Raw genomic sequence first — 20,875 nt, forward strand, 5'->3', positions numbered from 1 at the left:
GTTTCGCCCTATCCAGTGAACACAGTGAGTTCCGCGATGGGATTACTCATGGCATCCGTAAACGTATAAACAGTTTCCGTCCCGCTCACGACATCGGTCGTATAAGTGCCGGTCAGGTTCAGCGTGTCATCGCCGTCGATATAGAGGGTGAGCTCATTATCGGCATCCGTCATCGCCTGTACCGCGGCAGCGTTCAGATCAATCGTCGCGCTGACACCCGCGCCGGTGAAGTCGATCACCTCGACATCATGCAGGGTACTGAAAAGATCTGCTGCGTTGAAGCCGCCACCACTGGTGTCGGAAACATTGACCCTGTCATCGCCTGTGCCCCCATCGATGATGGAGGAAAGGTCGATCAGATCCTCATCGAGATTGAAGGTATCATTACCTGCACCGCCACTGAGCGTGTCGGCACCGCCACCGCCTTCCAGCGTGTCATTGCCGTCCCCGCCGTCGATGACGTTGTCGCCAGAATCGCCGGTGATATCGTCATCCGAGCCCGAGCCCGTGACATTCTCAATGCTGGTGTAGCTGTCGCCTGCTGCATCACCGCCTGTGCCGCCGCTCGCCAGCGAAAGCGTCACGCCAGAGGCTGAGCCGCTGTAATCAACTTCGTCCGTACCGCCATCACCCTGAAGGTCATCAGCGCCGGCCCCGCCGAGGAAGAGATCATCATCGGCGCCGCCGATCAGCGTATCATCGCCCGTCCCGCCATCAAGTGTGTCGGATCCGCTGCCGCCTTCGAGACGGTTAGCATTGCCATCACCTGTCAGGCTGTCTGCCGCGGCCGTGCCTGTCGCATTCTGGATACCGGACAGGCTGTCCGACCCCAGCGAAGCACCTGTCGCTGTCCCGGCCGCGAGATTGAGGACGACCCCACCGCCGATTGCGGCATAGCTGACGCTATTGGTCCCTGTACCGCCGACCAGCGTGTCATTGCCAGCACTGCCGATGAACTCATCATCGCCGCCAGCCCCATCAAGGCGGTTGGCGCCTGTATCACCCGTCAGGGTATCACCCTGCGCCGAGCCGATGACGTTCTCGATAGAGTTGAGGACATCGCCTGCAGCGTCTCCGCCGGACGTGGTTCCAGCCCCAAGGTCGATATTGACGGCGGCAGAACCCGTATAATCTGCCGTGTCCTGACCAGCGCCGCCGGTCAGCGTATCAGCGCCTGCGCCGCCATTGAGCGTATCGTCGCCACCTGCACCGTCGAGCACATTGTCCCCGGCATCGCCGGTGATATCGTCAGCGGAGCCTGAGCCCGTGACATTCTCAATGCTGGTGTAGCTATCGCCAGCCGCATCGCCGCCCGTGCCGCCGGTTGAGAGTGAGAGCGTCACGCCAGAAGCCGAGCCGCTATAATCAACTTCGTCCGTACCGCCATCACCCTGAAGGTCATCAGCGCCAGCGCCGCTGATGAAGACATCATCATCAGCCCCGCCAACAAGCGTGTCATCGCCCGCCCCGCCATCAAGTGTGTCGGCGCCGCTACCGCCTTCCAGACGGTTGGCAACCCCGTCGCCAGTCAGGCTGTCTGCCTGCGCAGAGCCGATAACATTCTCAATGCTGCTATAAGTATCGCCAGCGGCGTCACCTGCCGTGCCGCCACTCGCCAGTGACAAGGTCACGCCAGAAGCTGCACCGCTGTAATCGACTTCATCCGTACCGCCATCACCCTGATGATCGTCAGCCCCCGCACCGCCGATGAAGACATCATCGCCAGTGCCGCCCACCAGCGTATCGTCGCCAGCCCCACCATCGAGTGTGTCCGCGCCGCCCGCGCCATCGAGGCGGTTCGCCGTGCCGTCGCCCGTCAGAACATCGCCTTGCGCCGAGCCGATCAGATTTTCGATTGAGTTGAGGACATCGCCTGCAGCGTCCCCGCCAGACGCCGTCCCGGCGCCCAGATTGATCGTGACGGCGGCAGAACCCGTATAATCTGCCGTGTCCTGACCAGCACCGCCGGTCAGCGTATCAGCGCCCGCGCCGCCATTGAGCGTATCGTCGCCACCTGCGCCGTCGAGTACATTGTTCCCGGCATCGCCGGTGATATCGTCATCCGAGCCCGAGCCCGTGACATTCTCAATGCTGGTGTAGCTGTCGCCTGCTGCATCACCGCCTGTGCCGCCGCTCGCCAGCGAAAGCGTCACGCCAGAGGCTGAGCCGCTGTAATCAACTTCGTCCGTACCGCCATCACCCTGAAGGTCATCAGCGCCGGCCCCGCCGAGGAAGAGATCATCATCGGCGCCGCCGATCAGCGTATCATCGCCCGTCCCGCCATCAAGTGTGTCGGATCCGCTGCCGCCTTCGAGACGGTTAGCATTGCCATCACCTGTCAGGCTGTCTGCCGCGGCCGTGCCTGTCGCATTCTGGATACCGGACAGGCTGTCCGACCCCAGCGAAGCACCTGTCGCTGTCCCGGCCGCGAGATTGAGGACGACCCCACCGCCGATTGCGGCATAGCTGACGCTATTGGTCCCTGTACCGCCGACCAGCGTGTCATTGCCAGCACTGCCGATGAACTCATCATCGCCGCCAGCCCCATCAAGGCGGTTGGCGCCTGTATCACCCGTCAGGGTATCACCCTGCGCCGAGCCGATGACGTTCTCGATAGAGTTGAGGACATCGCCTGCAGCGTCTCCGCCGGACGTGGTTCCAGCCCCAAGGTCGATATTGACGGCGGCAGAACCCGTATAATCTGCCGTGTCCTGACCAGCGCCGCCGGTCAGCGTATCAGCGCCTGCGCCGCCATTGAGCGTATCGTCGCCACCTGCACCGTCGAGCACATTGTCCCCGGCATCGCCGGTGATATCGTCAGCGGAGCCTGAGCCCGTGACATTCTCAATGCTGGTATAGCTGTCGCCAGCTGCATCGCCGCCCGTACCGCCGCTTGCCAGCGACAGCGTCACGCCTGAGGCCGAGCCGCTATAATCGACTTCGTCCGTACCGCCATCACCCTGAAGGTCATCAGCGCCAGCCCCGCCGAGGAAGAGATCATCATCAGCCCCGCCAATCAGCGTGTCATCGCCCACACCACCATCAAGCGTGTCCGCGCCGCCTGCCCCATCGAGGCGGTTAGCAACCCCGTCGCCAGTCAGAACATCGCCTTGTGCTGAACCGATCAGATTTTCGATTGAGTTGAGGACATCGCCTGCTGCATCACCGCCGGACGCCGTCCCAGCGCCCAGATTGATCGTGACGGCGGCAGAGCCGGTGTAATCTGCCGTATCCTGACCAGCACCGCCAGTCAGCGTATCCGCGCCTGCACCGCCAGTGAGTGTGTCGTTGCCACCTGCACCGTCGAGGACGTTGTCCCCGCCATCGCCGGTCAAATCATCATTCGAGCTCGACCCTGTCACATTCTCAATGCCGCTGAAGACATCGCCCGCCGCGTGGCCACCGGAAGCTGCATTCGTACCCAGATTAATCGTCACGCCGGAGGAGGAACCGGTATAGTCGATCGTATCGAGCCCGCCACCGCCCGTTAGCGTGTCCGCACCGCTGCCGCCGACCAGCGTGTCATTGTCATTGCCGCCATCAAGGCTGTCATTGCCGTCCGCGCCTTCAAGCCGGTCAGCGCCTGCGCCGCCTTCGAGCGTTTCAGCAACGCCGACGCCGATGATGGTGTCGGCAAAATCGCTGCCGATGACGTGCTCGACGCCGGAGACGGATTCGCCTTCTGCAAACCCGCCGGAGCCAGCCGTGCCATCGAGCGTCAGGATGATGCCGTCATCAGATCCCGCATAGGTAAGCTGATCCGTACCGCTGCCGCCGATGATCGTGTCTGCGCCTTGCGATGCCGTGATCGTGTCATTGCCGCCACCAGCTTCGATGCGGTTATCCGCAGAACTGCCTGCGATGGTGTCCGCATTGGCGGTTGCTATGACGCTCTCGATACTGATGAGCGTATCGCCCGTTCCATCGCCGCCCGTCACGGTCTGGGCGGCAAGATCGATATTGATCGCCAGCGAGCCGGTGTAGTCTGCCGTATCTGTCCCGATACCGCCGTCAAGGACATCCGCCCCGGCCCCGCCGCGCAGGATGTCATTGCCCGACCCGCCGGTCAGGGTGTTGACCATCGCATCGCCGGTCAGCGTGTCATTATAGGATGAGCCCAGAATATTCTCGATACTGACATAGGTGTCGCCACTGGCTTCGCCCGCGGAGCCTGTGCCTGCGCTGAGGTCGGCTGCAACCGCACTCAGGGCGGCAGAGAAATCGAGAAGGTCCGTGCCGTCGCCACCGATCAGGTGGTCCGCATTGATCCCGCCTGCCAGCGTGTCATCACCATCGCCGCCATCGAGCGTTTCCGCGAGAGTGCCGCCCACCAGCCGGTCATTGAAATCGCCTGCGATGACATGCTCAATGCCCGAAAGCTGGTCGCCCTGTGCCAGGCTGCCCGTCGAGGCGCCCCCTGTCAGAAGGATCGTCATCGCCCCGCCGGCTGCGGAGTAATCGACGACATCCGTGCCGCTGCCGCCGATGATCGTGTCCGCACCGAGCGATGCAATAACCGTGTCGTCGCCATTGAGCAGGTCGAAACTGTTGGCGCTGTCACTGCCGGTGATGCTATCCGCGCTGTCCGACCCGATGATGTTTTCGATCGAGGTCAGCGTGTCGCCTGCGGCATCGCCACCCGCGGCGGTGCCGAGCGCAAGGTCAATCGTGACCCCTGCGGCAGAAGCGCTGTAATCGACCGTATCGGTTCCGGTACCGCCATCAATATCGTCCGTGCCCGCACCGCCGATGATGACGTCATTGTCGGCTCCACCGACAAGCTGGTTCGTCCCGGCGCCACCGATCAGCGTGTCGTCGCCCGACCCGCCATCAAGCGTGTCATTGTCATCGCCGCCATCGAGATTATCCCGGCCCGCGCTGCCGCGCAGCGAGTCCGCGCCGATGCCGCCGCGGACGGTGTCATCATCACTGCCGCCATCGATCGTGTCATCCCCGGCATTGCCGTCGAGGACGTCCGAACTGCTCTGCCCGTCGATCGAGTCATTGCCGTCATTCCCCTCGACCGTATCCTGACCGTCACCGGCAAAGATCACGTTGTCGAGCGTGTCGCCGACAATTGAGTCATCGAAATCGGTACCTCGGACATTCTCGATACTGATGAGAGAGATCGTATTACCACCGCTGCTCGCCTGCCCCAGCAGAAGATCAACCGTCGCCCCGGCCGACGCATCACTGATATCGAGGAGGTCGATGCCGCCCTCACCATCCAGTGTGTCTTCCGCAGCGGTGAACTGGCCGCCGAGTGTGTCGTTGCCGTCGCCGGCCTCAATCAGGTTAGCGCCTGCGTCACCGGTGAGATCATCATCATGTGCAGAGCCGATGATGCTCTCGACTTCCGTGACCGTATCACCTGCGGCATCGCCCAGCAGGAACAGGCTGAGGCTGAGATTGACCAGCACCCCCGTCGCCGAAGAGGAATAGGAAATCGTGTCCGTCCCGTTGCCGCCTGAGATGACATCCGCACCGAGATTGCCTTCGAGCAAGTCATCGCCCTCGCCGCCAGCAAGCGTTTCGGAGATGTCTCCGCCGATCAGCGTATCCGCAAATGCCGAGCCGATGATGTGCTCGAGATTGGCGTATGTGTCGCCTTCGGCATGTCCGCCAACACCCGTTCCGGTCAGCAGATTGACGTTGACGCCGGTGGAACCGGAGAAATCGAGAATATCGACATCCGCGCCGCCATCGATATCATCGGCGCCGGCATCACTCAGTATAAGATCTTCCTCGTCACCGCCGGAGATCGTGTCATCCCCGTCACCGCCGGTCAGCGTATCTTCGCCGTCATCGCCGGTGATGACGTCATTGTCCGCACCGCCATCAATATTGTCGTGGCCTGTGCCGCCGTCGAGGGCGTCATCCCCGGCCTGGCCCAGAAGGACGTCATTGCTTGTCCCGCCCGAGATTGTATCATTCCCGGCACCACCATCGAGAACGTCATTCTCGCTGTCACCGAAGATCCGGTCGTCACCATCATCACCAAAGATGCTGTCCTGACCACTTGAGCCGCGCAAGATATCGTCCTCGCCGCCGCCCCGGATCGTATCCGCGCCGCCATGCCCCTGTATTTCATTGGCATTGTCGTCACCGATCAGGCTGTCACTGCCATTTGTGGCGCTGATATTCTCAATATCCGTATAGGTATCGCCCTGCGCATGGTTGCCGAGACCCGTCCCGGTCGTCAGGTCAATCGTGATCGCGCCGCCATCAAAGGTGATCCAGTCGATCCCATCGCCACCGTCAATATTATCCGCTCCCGAACCAGCATTGATGGTGTCGTTTCCGGTTCCGGCATCGATTTCGTCAGCACCACCCCCACTGCTGATGATATCATTCCCGCTGCCGCCGATCAGGGTTTCATCCGCTGAGCCAGAGTAAAGCGCATCGTTGAAATTTGTGCCGATGACGTGCTCGACTTCGAGGATCAGGTCGCCCTCTGCATCTCCGCCCTGACTGAAGCCAAGACCGAGGCGCACCGTGACACCTTGCGTGGATGCTGAGTAATCGACAACGTCGATGCCGTTGCCGCCTTCGATGCGGTCCGCGCCTGCGCCTCCAACAAGCGTGTCGTTGCCGTCACCGCCATAAAGCTCATCGTCGCCATCATCGCCGGAGATCTCGTCGTCGCCCTGCTCGCCACGAAGGATGTTGTTTTGGGCATCGCCAAACAGGAGGTCGTTGAAAAGCGACCCCGTCAGGTTTTCGATATCGATATAGACATCACCCAACGCATCATTGGTATTGATCGCCGCATTGGCAAGGCTGGCTGTCACGCCTACGGATGAGTTGATATAGGAGGCGATATCCGTGCCCGCTCCGCCGTCAAGTGTATCGGCGCCGCCACGTCCCTCGAGCGTATCATTGCCGGAATCGCCCTGGAATTCGTTGTCGAGCGCATCACCAATGAGAGAGTCACCAAACGCCGTACCGAGAATATTCTCGACATTGAGGATGACATCACCCGCTGCATCACCTGCTCCGCCGACATTGATCGAGAGGTCCACGACAACCCCGAAGGCCGACGCGCTGTAATCGAGCCAGTCGATGCCATCGCCGCCATCCAGTGTATCGATGCCGGAGAGCCCAGCCAGGGTGTCGTTACCGTCAAAGCCGTAAAGCTCATTCTGGCCGGAGTTACCGGTCAGAACGTCATCGCCACTGCCTGCGCGCACGATTTCAATCGAGACATATGTGTCACCCTCGGCCGTGCCGCCCGTACTGGTCCCGCCAAGGTCAACAATCAGATCTTCCGTATCTGCACTATAATCTGCGACATCGCGGCCTGTCCCGCCATTGAGAACATCCGCGCCCAGACCGCTGAGGATGGTGTCATCATCCTCGCCGCCAAAGATTGTGTCGTCTCCGTCGCCCGCGTCGATCAGATCCGCGCCGTCATTGCCGAGCAGGCTGTCATTCCCGCCATCGCCATAGAGGGTGTCATCATCCTCACCGCCATCAAGCGTATCCGCACTTGTGCCGCCCTGCAGCGTGTCACTACCCGCGAGACCCGAGATAACGGAGCCTGTATTGCTCGCCGTAATCTGATCATCAAAGCCCGAGCCCTGCACCTGCTCAAACCCTGAAACCGTGTCACCGGCGGCATCCCCGCCTGTGCCGAGCCCCGTTTCGAGTGAGAGGATGACGCCTGAACCGGCATTGAAATACGAAAGAAGATCCGTTCCCAGACCACCGATCAGGTTATCCGCGCCTGCTCCGCCCTCGATCGTGTCATTGCCGTCCCCGCCGTCAATGATGTTGACGGCACCGTCACCGGTCAAGTTGTCGCCAAATGCCGACCCCATGACATTTTCGATTTCGATCAGCACGTCATTGGCTGCATCGCCGCCAAAATGAACGCCGGTCAACAGGTTGATCGTCACGGCAGAGGCCGAAAGCTCATAGGTCGCGGTATCGATACCGTCGCCGCCCGTCAGCGTATCTGCGCCCGCGCCGCCTTGAAGCGTGTCATCGCCCGTGCCGCCGGTCAGGGCGTTGGCATTGGTGTCACCGGTCAAGCGGTCCGCAAACGCACTGCCCGTCACATATTCAATACCGGAGATATCATCGCCATCGGCATCGCCGCCGGTATTGATGTTCGTTGCAAGATTGACGGTGACCCCAAGGGCCGAGCCAGAATAATCAACAAGGTCCGTACTCGATGCACCGCCATCAAGCGTATCAGTCCCCAGACTGCCATGCAGCGTGTCGGAACCATTCCCGCCTTCCATGAGGTCTGCTGCCGCACCGCCATAGAGAATGTCTGCCCCAAGATTACCGCGCAGCGTGCTGCCCGTATCGGCGGCAGCCAGCGTGTCATCAAGTGACGAGCCGGAAAGTACTTCAAAACCGGAGATGACATCGCCTGTTGCGTGGCCACCTGTCGCCGTCCCCGCCTGAAGATCGACATCAACCCCAGAGGTCGAATTGGCATAGACAAGCGTGTCTTCACCGAGGCCACCGACAAGCGTATCCGCGCCTGCGCCGCCTTCGACGAGGTCATCGCCCTGCCCGCCGACAAGGTTGTTGCCGAGACTGTCCCCAGTCAGACTATCATCGAAGTCAGAGCCGATGATGTTCTCGATTCCTTCGAGGGTGTCGCCATCCGCATCACCGCCAACACCAAGATTGCCGACAAAGAGCTGGACATCGACACCCAAGGCGGATGCCGAATAATCGGCCGTATCAAAACCGGCGCCACCAATCAGGGTGTCGGCACCCGCAAGACCGATCAGTGTGTCATTGCCTTCACTGCCGTCAATCCGGTTCGCCTGCGCATCGCCCGTCAGGCCATCCGCAAAGAGGCTGCCGGTGATATTCTGGATATTGAGGAGCGAGTCTCCGTCCGCATCGGCCCCTGAGTGAGTATTCGCACTCAGATTGATCGTTACCGCGCCGCCGGAAGCGGAATAGGACGCCGTATTGATGCCCGCCCCGCCCTCAAGGATGTCCGCGCCTGCGCCGCCTTCGAGCGTGTCCGCGCCATCGCCCCCGTCGAGCGTGTCATCGCCTGCGTCACCGAGAATGGAATCATTGCCCGCCCCGCCTTCGAGGAGGTTTTCGACGGTGGAGCCTTCTAGTGTGTCGTTGCCGGACGATCCTCGGATATTCTCGATCTCGATCAGGACATCGCCCGCCGCATCGCCGCCAATTCCGCCACCCGTCAGCAGGCTGACAGAGACGGGTGCGCTCGATGCGCTATAATCAACAAGGTCGATGCCGGCCCCGCCTGTCAGAGTATCCGCCCCGCCAAGCCCGATCAGCGTATCATCGCCCCCCTGCCCGGAGAGCGCATTGCTTCCCACATTCCCGGTCAGAAGATCATTGAAGGCCGAACCCAGAACATCTTCGATGTCGATGAGGACATCGCCCTGCGCATGACCACCCGAAGCGGTTCCTGCCTGCAGATTGATGATCACCGCCTGATCGGAGTTCGTGTAATCGACACGGTCCGTACCGCTGCCGCCATCCAGCGTGTCCGCGCCAACGCCGCCCGCCAGCGTGTCATTGCCGCCGCGACCGCGCAGCTCATTGCCCAGCGCATCGCCGATCAGAAGGTCATCGACAGATGTACCGTACACCCCTTCAATGCCAGTCAGCACATCCCCGGCGGCATCGCCGCCCGTGACTGCGCCCGGATTGGACAGATCGACGACAACACCGGCAATCGAATTGCCATAGTCAGCAATATCGAACCCAAGACCACCCTGAAGGATATCGCCGCCTGTGCCGCCGACCAGCGTGTCATCCCCGTCTCCGGCATCAAGGATATCGTCCGCCCCGAGACCTTCGAGCGAATCATCGCCGCCGCCGCCCGTCAGGATGTTGATGGCATCAGAGCCGCGCAGGTGATCATCGCCCGTCAGTGAGCCAATGATATTCTCGACATTGGAGACGAAATCTCCCTCTGCATCACCGCCCGAGCCAAGACCGACTGTCAGGAACAGGTTGACCCCATCCACCGACTGAGAATAATCGACCGTGTCCGTACCGGTGCCGCCGTCGATGATGTCCGCATCCGCCCCGCCCGAGAGCGTGTCATTGCCAGCATCGCCCAGAAGGGTGTCGCTGCCCGCACGACCAACAAGGCTGTCCTGCCCGCCCGCACCGGACAGCACATTGGCGCCGATATCGCCAAACAGGATATCGTCACTTGCGGAGCCCGACAGGTTTTCAATCGCAGTCAGGACATCGCCCTCGGCATCCCCGCCGCTGGCTGTCCCCGCCTCAAGATCGATAATAACGCCAGAGGCTGAATTCGTATAAAGCGCCGTATCCGAACCAACCCCGCCGTCGAGTGTGTCGGCACCTGCGCCACCTTCGAGCGAGTCATTACCCTGACCACCGATCAACTGGTCATCGCCGCCGCCGCCGGTCAGGAGGTCATTCCCAATCCCGCCTGTGATGATATTGGCTGCCGTGTCGCCTGTCAGCGTGTCGGCATGGTTCGAGCCAATGATATCTTCGATGCCGGTCAGCGTGTCGCCATTGGCGTCCCCGCTTGCCCCCTGCCCAAGCGCCAGATCGACGGATACCGCAACGCCTGATGCGCTATAGTCGGCTACGTCCTGACCCGCCCCGCCACTGAGCAAGTCTGAGCCTGCGCCACCCGCGAGTGTGTCGTCTCCGCCGCCGCCTTCAAGTGTGTTCGCGCCCGTGTCGCCAGTGATCGAGTCGTCAAAATCGCTGCCGGTGACGTTCTGTATATCGACATATTGGTCGCCAGCCGCTTCGCCTGCGAGCCCTTGTCCAAGCTGAAGATTGATGATGATGCCGCCAAGCGCCGTCGCAAAGGAAATCGTATTGATGCCAGTGCCGCCAAGGATACGGTCTGCACCAAGCCCGCCGATCAGCGTGTCGTCGCCGCTGTCACCCTGAAGGGTGTCATCCCCCTCAGCGCCATCAAGAATATCCGTACCCGCAGCACCAGAAAGAATATTCGCATTTACATCGCCGGTGATGACGTCATCGCCATTCGAGCCGATAATGTCTTCGATCGAAATGAAGCTGTCGCCTGCAGCATCGCCGCCGCTGCCCGTTCCGGTGCCAAGATCGATCGTAACTGGTGAGGCTGAAAGCCGGTAATCCGCAACATCCCGGCCCGTGCCGCCATCAAGGACATCGCCGCCTGTTCCGCCAACCAGCGTGTCGTCATTTTCACCGCCAAGCAGTGTGTCGTTGCCGGCGTCCCCGACCAGGCTGTCATCACCTGCGCCTGAGGACAGAAGGTTTGCGGCGCTGTCGCCCGTGATTGTGTCATCACCGCTCCCGGTAATGACGTTTTCGATACCCGTCAGGCTGTCGCTGCCGATATCGGCGCCATTTGCGGAATCACTGTTGAGATCGACCGTGACAGAATTCGTCGCTTCGCTGAAATCTGCCGTGTCGCGTCCAGCGCCACCATCCAGCGTGTCATTGCCCGCAAGACCCGAAAGCGTGTCATCCCCACCATTGCCGAGAAGATGGTTCGCGCCCGCGTCCCCGGTCAAGTCATCCGCCCCCGCAGAGCCCGAGATATTCTCGATGCCGGTGAGTGTATCGCCCGCGGCATCCCCGCCAGCGGTAGCGCCGGTGGAGAGATCAATAGTGACGGCCCCCGAAGACGTCTCGTAGCTGACCCAGTCGATATCCGCGCCGCCATCGATTGAATCCGCGCCAGCGCCGCCTGCGAGCGTGTCATTGCCCTCTTCGCCCTCAAGCGTGTCATCCCCTGCACTGGCTGCGATAGAGTCGTTGCCAAGTGCGCCAGAAAGCTGGTTAGCAAAGCCGTTGCCTGTCAGCGTATCATCATGATCAGAGCCAAGAACATTCTCGACATCCGTGATGACATCGCCTTGCGCATGGCCACCAATGCCGATCCCGCTGGCGAGATTGACATTCACGCCTGCGTCAGAGGCATTGTAATCGATCGTATCCGTCCCAACGCCGCCATCCAGCGTGTCACCGCCGGCCAACCCCTGGAAGAGGTCGTCCCCAAGGCTGCCATAGAGGGCGTTCGCCCCGCTATTCCCGATCAGCGTATCATCTCCGTCGGAACCGATGATCCCCTCAATACTGATGAGGACATCGCCGTCGGCATCGCCGCCAAAATAGATCCCGTTCTGAAGATCGATACTGACCGCCTGCGCGGACTGGGAATAGTCAGCGATATCAGCCTGCGCCCCGCCATCAAGCGTGTCGGCACCGACACCGCCCGCCAGCGTGTCCGAGCCATCGCGGCCCTCAAGCAGGTTATCCGCGTCATCCCCTGTCAGCCTGTCCGCAAAGCTTGAGCCTTCAAGGTTCTCGATATCAATCAGGATATCGCCAACCGCATCCCCGCCGCTGCCGGTACCGGTTGAGAGATCAACCGTGACGGCTTCGAGTGAAAGCGCGTAGCTGACAACGTCCGTCCCCGTTCCACCTTCAAGGCGGTCGGCGCCTGCATTCCCAATCAGGCTGTCGTCGCCGTCTTCGCCGTAAAGCGTGTCATCGCCAAGACCGCCCGTCAGAGTGTCATTGCCCGTGCCGCCAGCAAACGTATTGGCAACGGCGTTCCCCGTCAGACTGTCATTAAAGGCGCTGCCGATAATGTTTTCGATACTGACGAATGTATCGCCCGCCGCATCCCCGCCGGATGCGGAGCCTGTGCCAAGGTCAATCGTCACCGCAGCAGCGGATTCAGAGTAGTCCGCCGTATCGGTCCCGGCCCCGCCATCAAGCGTATCTGCGCCTGCGCGCCCTGCAAGCAAATCATTGCCGTCATTGCCGGAGAGGACGTTATTACCCGCATCGCCCGACAGTGTGTCGGCAAAGTTCGAGCCGTAGATGCCCTCAAACCCGCTGATCGTATCGCCGGTCGCGCTGGCGCCCGACGCCGTGCCCGCGACAAGATCAACCGTCACCCCACCGGACGAGGAGAGATAAGAGACGATATCGGTTCCGATCCCGCCCGTCAGAAGGTCTGCGCCTTCGCCCCCATCAATCGTGTCGTCCCCGACATCGCCATCCAGCGTATCGTCCCCACCAAGACCATCAAGGGAGTCATTCCCTTCCAGCCCGAGAAGCTGGTTCGCCCCGCCATCGGCCGTGATGACATCATTGAGGCTAGTGCCATCGATATTCTCGATACCGATCAATGTATCGCCTGTGGCATCCCCGCCAAGAGCGACCCCGTCAACGAGACTGATCGTGATCCCTTGCATGGAGGAGCGATAATCAGCCGTATCGATCCCGGTCCCACCATCGAGAATATCGCCGCCTGCGCCGCCGATCAGACGGTCATTGCCGGACTGGGCGCGCAAGGTATCGCTGCCTTCTGCGCCAGACAGCGTGTCATCACCGGCCCGCCCATCGAGCAGGTTGGCAAATATATCCCCGGTCAGGGAGTCCCCTGCATCCGACCCCGTCACGTTCTCGATGCCTGTTAGGACATCGCCGTCAGCATCGCCGCCCGTGCCGCTACCGGCCGCGAGATCGACACTGACCGCTGCGCCCGAACTCGAATAATCGGCCGTGTCCGTCCCTGTTCCGCCCTCGAGTGTGTCCGCGCCCTGCCCGCCGATCAGTGTGTCATCGCCACCAAGGCCGCCGATGAAGTTCGCACCCGTATCGCCTGTCAGGTGGTCATTGAAGATGGAACCGAGCAGGTTCTCGAAATCCGTGAAATTATCGCCCTGCGCATCACCACCGCTGCCCGTTCCCGCGGCGAGTGAGACCGTGACCCCAGAGACGGAGGACTGATAGGACAGAAGGTCCGTCCCGTCACCGCCATCCATGATGTCGCCACCGCCAGCGCCCTCGATCGTGTCATTGCCGACACCGCCATATAGCTGGTTGATAATGTTATCGCCGACGAGGCTGTCATTCTGGCTGGAACCGATGACATTCTCGACCGCGAAGATGATGTCACCTTCTGCATCCCCGCCAAAGCCGAGATTAGAGGCAAGGAAGATCGACACACCACTGACAGAAGCCGAGTAGTCCACCGTATCAACGCCGACACCGCCATCGATCAAGTCCTGCCCGGCCCCACCGATAATCGTGTCAGAGCCCGATTCACCGTAGACGGAATCATCGCCATCCCGGCCGGTGAGGATATCGTTCCCATCCCCGCCGCGCAGCAGGTTCGCGCCCGCATCCCCAAGGATCGTATCCGCGCCGCTACTGCCGAAGATGCCTTCGATCTCAATCAGCGTGTCGCCCTCGGCGCTGCCAAAGAGGAATTGCTGGAGCTGGATGTCGATATAGACCGCCTGCGTACTGTCAGAATAATCGGCAATGTCCGTCCCGGCACCGCCGATGATCTGGTCACCTTCGGCCCCGCCCTGCAACGTATCATCAAGATCGCCGCCAAGCAGCGTATCGACACCGAAGCCGCCATAGATAAGGTCTGAGCCGCCAGCCCCTTCGAGAAGGTTGTCATCAAGACTGCCGACGATACGGTCATTGCCGGCTGTACCCAGAACATTTTCGATGGAGATCAGGACATCACCCTGGGCATCCCCGCCGGTGCCAAATCCGCCGCCAAGATCAACATCAATTGCCCCCGCAGAGGAGCTGTAATCCGCAAGGTCAATGCCGAAGCCGCCAATGAGCGTATCAGCGCCGGCAAGACCGATCAGCGTGTCATCGCCTGCGCCACCATCGAGTTGGTTAGTTGAGACATCGCCCTGCAGCAAGTCACCAAACTCAGAACCGCGCAGATTTTCGATCCCAATCAGGACATCGCCCTGAGCCGAACCACCAGTGGCGGTCTGTAGCGTCAGGTCAACATTTACTCCTTGAGCTGAGTTTATATAGGTTGCCGTATCGACCCCGGCGCCGCCGTCAAGCGTGTCGGCACCGATGCCGCCATCAAGCTCATCCTGATCTGCGCCGCCCCGAAGATAGTCATCGCCATCACCGCCGTCGAGGCTGTCATTACCGGCAAGGCCCCAGAGTTCATTGGCGCCAGTGTCGCCTGTCAGGTCATCGGCATATTGCGAGCCTTCGATGCCTTCAATGGAGATCAGGACATCGCCATTCGCATGCCCGCCAGAAGCCGTACCTGCGCCCAAATCAACTGTGACGGCTGCGCTGGAGGACGTATACGATGCAATATCAGTGCCTGTACCACCATCCAGCGTATCGCCTGCGGCGCCGCCTTCCAGGGTGTCATCACCATCAAGGCCGCTGAGGACGTTAGAAAAGATTGTCCCATTGATGCGGTCATTGAAGAGAGACCCCAGCACGTTTTCTATATTGGTCAGAGTGTCCGCTTCGGCGAGACCACCAAACCCTGTACCAAGCTGGAGATCAACGACAATGCCTGCGGTGGATGCCGAGTAATCAGCCGTATCGATGCCTGCGCCGCCATCAAGGTGGTCACCACCTTCGCTGCCGACCAACGTATCAGCACCGCCTTCGCCGAAGATCGTGTCTTCGCCACCAAGGCCGTCGAGTTGGTCTGCTCCGCTGCCACCGCTCAGGATATTGCCGAGCGCATCACCGATCAGCGTGTCGTTAAAGGAAGACCCCGTTGCATTTTCAACGCCTTCGAGCGTGTCACCCGTCGCATGACCGCCCGTTGCGCTATTGGTTGAGAGATTGACACTGACGGCTGAAACAGAGCTGTCATAACTGACCGTATCAAGACCATCGCCGCCGCGGATCAGGTCTCCGCCGGCCCCGCCAACAAGCAGATCATCATCCGCGCCGCCTTCGAGCGTGTCAGTCCCCTCACCGCCGCGCAGCGTGTCATTGCCAACCCGCCCCTCGAGCAGATTGTCGAACATATCGCCGGTCAGCGTATCGGCGAATGCGGAACCGAAGACGATCTCGATCGAGTTGAATGTGTCGAACTGTGCATCGCCGCCTGTGCCTGCGCCGACCGAGAGGTCGATACCAACTGCGGTGCTGGAAGCGGAATAATCAACTGCGTCGCGGCCTGTGCCGCCGTCTAGGTAATCGCCGCCGCCAAGGCCGATCAGCGTATCATCGCCACCTGCACCCAAAAGCTCGTTCTGTTCGTCACTGCCGATCAGCAGGTCGTTGCCTTCCGAGCCTTCGATATTCTCTATAAGGATATAAACGTCACCGGCAGCGTCCCCGCCGATCCCGATGCCATTGCCCAGATCGACCGTGATCGCATTGAGCGAGCCGGTATAGCGCGCCGTATCAGAGCCATCCCCGCCATCAAGAGTGTCAGCGCCTGCCCCGCCCTGAAGCGTGTCATCACCTGTTCCGCCAAAGAGACGGTCGTCTCCTCCAGCGCCATCGAGGACGTCGTTTCCGGCTTCACCATAGAGATCATTCGTGTCGATTGTACCGAGAAGTGTGTCAGCAAAGGTAGAGCCGCGCAGGTTCTCAATACTGGAGAGGACATCGCCTGCCGCATCACCGAACGAGGCGGTTCCCGCAGCAAGATCCACAAAGACGCCTGCGCTGGAGCCAAGATAGGACGCCATGTCCTGACCCAGGCCGCCAAGAAGCGTGTCCGCGCCAACACCGCCCGCCAGCTCATCATCGCCTGCATTTCCGGAAAGAACGTTTGCTGATGAGTTGCCCGTCAGCGTATCCGACAGAGCTGAGCCTTCAAGATTCTCAATGCTGGAGAGCTGGTCGCCTTCCGCATCACCGCCGAGCCCGGCACCGGTCTGCAAATTGACATCAACCGCGACAAGCGAAGCCTGATAGTCAGCAGTATCGATGCCGGCGCCACCTTCAAGCGTATCTGCACCCTCGCCGCCACGAAGCGTGTCATTTCCGCCCGCGCCGGAGAGCACATTGGCTTGTGTATCGCCAGTCAGAATATCCGAGAAAGCCGAGCCAATCACATTTTCTATACTGAAGAACGTATCGCCAGTCGCCGTACCGCCGCTGGCCGTGCTGTTCTCAAGATCAATAATGACGGCCCCGGTCGATTCCAGATAGGAAACCGTGTCGAGCCCTGCCCCGCCGTGAAGCTCGTCACCGCCTTCACCGCCCTGCAGCAGGTCATCGCCGGCACCGCCATCAAGAGTGTCGATACCGAGACGGCCATTCAGCGTATCATTGCCGGCACCCCCATCAAGGAAGTTGGCGCTATCGTCCCCTTGCAGATTATCACCGAAGGCAGAGCCGAGCAGGTTTTCGATCGAGACATAGATATCGCCATTGGCTTCTGCCCCAGAGCCGATGCCGCTGACCAGATCTACGCTGACCGCGCTACTGGCATTCCGGTAGCTGGCCGTATCGATCCCGGTGCCGCCATCAAGCCGGTCTGCGCCAGCGCCGCCTTCCAACTCATCGTCGCCGCCTTCGCCTGAGAGCGTATCATCACCGACGCCACCGCTGACGGTGTCTGCCCCATCGCCTGCAGAAATCTGGTTACTGACTTCATTGCCGGTCAGACGGTCCGCGAAACTGCTGCCCGTGAGGTCTTCGATATCGGACAGTCGGTCACCTTCGGCATGCCCGCCAATCCCGGTGCCTACAGCCAGATCGACTGTGACGCCTTCATTCGACTGCGAATAATCCGCTCGGTCACGGCCTGTGCCGCCTTCGAGTGTGTCCGCGCCTTCATTACCGGCAAGGACGTCATTGCCGCCGCCACCATCGAGCACGTTCCCGGTATCATTACCGATCAGTGTATCATTCTCGACTGAACCGATGACATTCTCGATGCTGCTGAATGTATCTCCTTCCGCATCACCGCCCGAGGCCGTGTTGAGCGCAAGGTCAATCCGGACCGCAGCGGTTGAATCGCTGTAGTCAATTGTATCCGTACCCGTATCACCGAGGAGCTCATCAGCGCCACTGCCGCCCTTGAGCTGGTCATCGCCAGTACCGCCCTGAAGTGTGTCGATACCGACACCGCCTTCAAGCGTGTCATTGCCGCCCTGACCGGAAAGAAGGTTTGCCTCATCATTACCGATCAGAAGATCGCCAAAGCGCGAGCCGCTAACCCCTTCGATAAAGCGAAGAACGTCACCACTTGCCGAGCCGCCGACCCCGCTGCCGCTTTGCAGGTCGATGAAGATCGCCGCACCCGACCCCGCATAGGCAGCGATGTCGAATCCATCGCCGCCATCAAGCGTATCCCCGCCTTCGCCGCCATCGAGCGTATCGTCTCCACCTTCACCGCGCAGGAGGTTATTGGAGATATCGCCTGCCAGATAGTCACTAAACTGGGAGCCTGTGACGTTTTCGATGGAGAAGAAGGTGTCTCCGTCCGCATCGCTCCCGGTACCGATATTCTGTAGCAGGTTGACGCTGACGCTGCCGCCCGAATTGATATAGGAGATCGCGTCGGTTCCGGCACCGCCATCAAGGACGTCTGCGCCGCCTGCGCCGATCAGCGTGTCATTCCCGGAGTTACCGCGTAAAATATTGTCCTGATCGTCACCAATCAGCTCATCGGAAAAAGTCGAGCCGGCAACGCCTTCGATGCTGATCAGCACATCGCCATCGGCATGACCGCCCGTCGCGGATTGAGTGCTGAGATCGACCTGAACGGCAGCATCCGACTTGGAATAATCGACAAGGTCGCTATCCGCCCCCCCATCGAGCGTATCGGCACCGATGGCGCCTTCGAGCGTATCATCGCCAGCAAGGCCACGCAGGATATTATTGCCCGCATCACCGATCAGGATGTCAGAAAACGCCGTACCGGTTGCATTCTCGATGGAGATCAGCGTGTCGACATCTTCACTGCTGGTTGTCACCTGATCAAGCTGCAGGTCGATCGTCACGCGAGAGGAGAAATTGCTGTAGTCGGCTGTGTCGATGCCGTCACCGCCATCAAGGATGTCTGATCCTGCATCACCTCTCAGCGTGTCATCGCCGAAATCACCTTCCAGCGTGTCATCACCTGCGCCACCGAGAAGATCGTCATCCCCGGCGCCTGCATAGAAGGCATTGTTCAGCCCACCGCCGACGATCGTATCGTTGAAATCGGTGGCGATGATATTCTCGACGCCGCTGATGACGTCACCTTCCGCCTCACCGCCCGAACCAGTTCCTGTGGTCAGGTCGACCGAAATCGCTTCGTCGGAATTTGCGTAATCTGCCGTATCAATTCCGTCACCGCCGGTCAGCGTATCCGCCCCAAGGCCACCAAAGAGGAGATCATCACCGCCAAGGCCGGAGAGCTCATTGTCTCCGTCCGTCCCGATCAGCGTGTCATCAAATGCCGAGCCATCAACCGCTTCAATCGAGATAAGGAAGTCGCCGCTTGCATGTCCGCCAAGGAATACCCCGCCGCGAAGATCGACATAGACGCCTTCATCGGAGGCGTCATAGGAGGCCGTATCAAAGCCGCCGCGGCCATCAAGCGTATCGCCGCCGGCAAGACCGGCAAGGAAGTTATCTTCCGCATTCCCCAGAAGCGTATCAGCGTAGGCAGAGCCTTCTACACCTTCGAAATTCGAAATCTGATCGCCTTCAGCATACCCGCCTGCGACTTCACCGGAGGCAAGGTCAACAGTGACCGCACGCTGCGAGAGCGCGTAGCTGAGGATGTCGAAGCCTGAGCCGCCATCGAGCGTGTCTTCTCCGATTGCTGCAAAGATGAGGTCATCGCCGCTACCGCCGAACACATTGTTCCCCGGCGGATTGACTGGCAGGACAGTGATTTCATCACCGGTCAGTGGATCAATCAGTGTCTGGTCTTCCTGAGAGAAGACATATTTCTGGACCAGCTGTGCGCTGCCATTCGTGATGCCGGCCTGGCCGGTTTCATTCACAACGTCGTAGGTGACGCTCAGAATATCGCTGCCGAACTCGCCATCCTCGTTCGGCTCATTCGTCGTGTCCGAAACCACATAGCGGATCTGCGCCTCGAACGTATTCGGATTATCAGGATCGAGCGTGAATTCGTATCCGCCATCAACCTCTACGCCGTTGAGCACAATCCAGCCTTCGGGCAGACCGGTGATGGTAGCCTTGACCGGCACATAGCCCTTGAAAGGGATATCGACGGTAATTTCGAATACGCGTGTCGTTGACCCATTTGCTGCCAGAATGGGACTGTCAGCGTATATGATATCATTGAGATCAGTGCCGGTGATTGTTTCAATCCGGCTCTGTGCGGAGTAATTCGGATCGACATCCGCGGGCACGATGGCCGTTGCACCCTCAATCGTCAGCCCGCCAGAGGCGTTCACCGACTCGGTGCGCTCAGTGAAACCAAGCAGGCGGATGCTGATGTCAGACACACCAAGATCGAACGTAGAAGAGTTGTCTTGCGTTTTCGCAGACGACGCGCTGCTTTCAGCCGGGGTCGTATACTGACCACGGGCGGAGGAGATATCCTCACTCGCAGGCGAGCGGCGTGCATTGAGGTCTGAATCACCAAATTCCGTATCAACCAGATCGAGATCGGCGGATTTCGGCGGCTCGCCTTCGATGACGACTTCAACGGGGACTTCGACGACCTGAACGACGACCTTGTCAGGATCAGCCGATGCGTTAGCCCCGCTCGCATCGGTCATCTTCATGCTGATGTCGATCTGTTCTTCGACTTCCAGCGTGCCGACGAGCGAAAGAAGTTCCTGTCCGGATACGAGCACTTCCGCAAAAAGGAAGGGATCGAGGTCTTCCGTCGTGATACTAAGAGCGGCACCGACGAGAATGATCTGTGCACCATCCGGGAAGGTCAGGATGATGTCGATATCGACAATCTCGACCGTGACATCAGAGATCGGAAAGTCGAACGCAATCTGATCGGTGCTGGTATGCACCAAGAGCTTTTCGCCCGCTGCCGGCTTATGCACGATCTCGCGATCCGTCGGTTGCTCCGACGTCGAAGCAGACGCCGAAACAGAAGCGTTCACATCGCTATCATTTTCACCGCGCGCCATTACTGTCCCGTCTACTAGCCACTTCGCCGGATCCTTGCGGAGACACGCCCACCCGGCCT

1 protein-coding gene is annotated in these 20,875 nt (G+C 60.2%); it reads right to left on the bottom strand.

Going from position 1 to position 20,875, the window contains the following annotated elements; all coding sequences use genetic code 11:
- Positions 1 to 8: 8 nt before the first annotated feature.
- Complete coding sequence (locus DX908_RS16170) at positions 9 to 20,816, bottom strand: calcium-binding protein (RefSeq protein WP_147303750.1); 20,808 nt, start codon at positions 20,814 to 20,816, stop codon at positions 9 to 11.
- Between the last annotated feature and the right edge of the window lie 59 nt (positions 20,817 to 20,875).

Source organism: Parvularcula marina, assembly GCF_003399445.1.
Taxonomy (GTDB): Bacteria; Pseudomonadota; Alphaproteobacteria; order Caulobacterales; family Parvularculaceae; genus Parvularcula; species Parvularcula marina.

Coding starts and splice junctions, on each gene's coding strand:
- DX908_RS16170 (WP_147303750.1), bottom strand. CDS start 20,816: ATGGCGCGCGGTGAAAATGATAGCGATGTGAACGCTTCTGTTTCGGCG.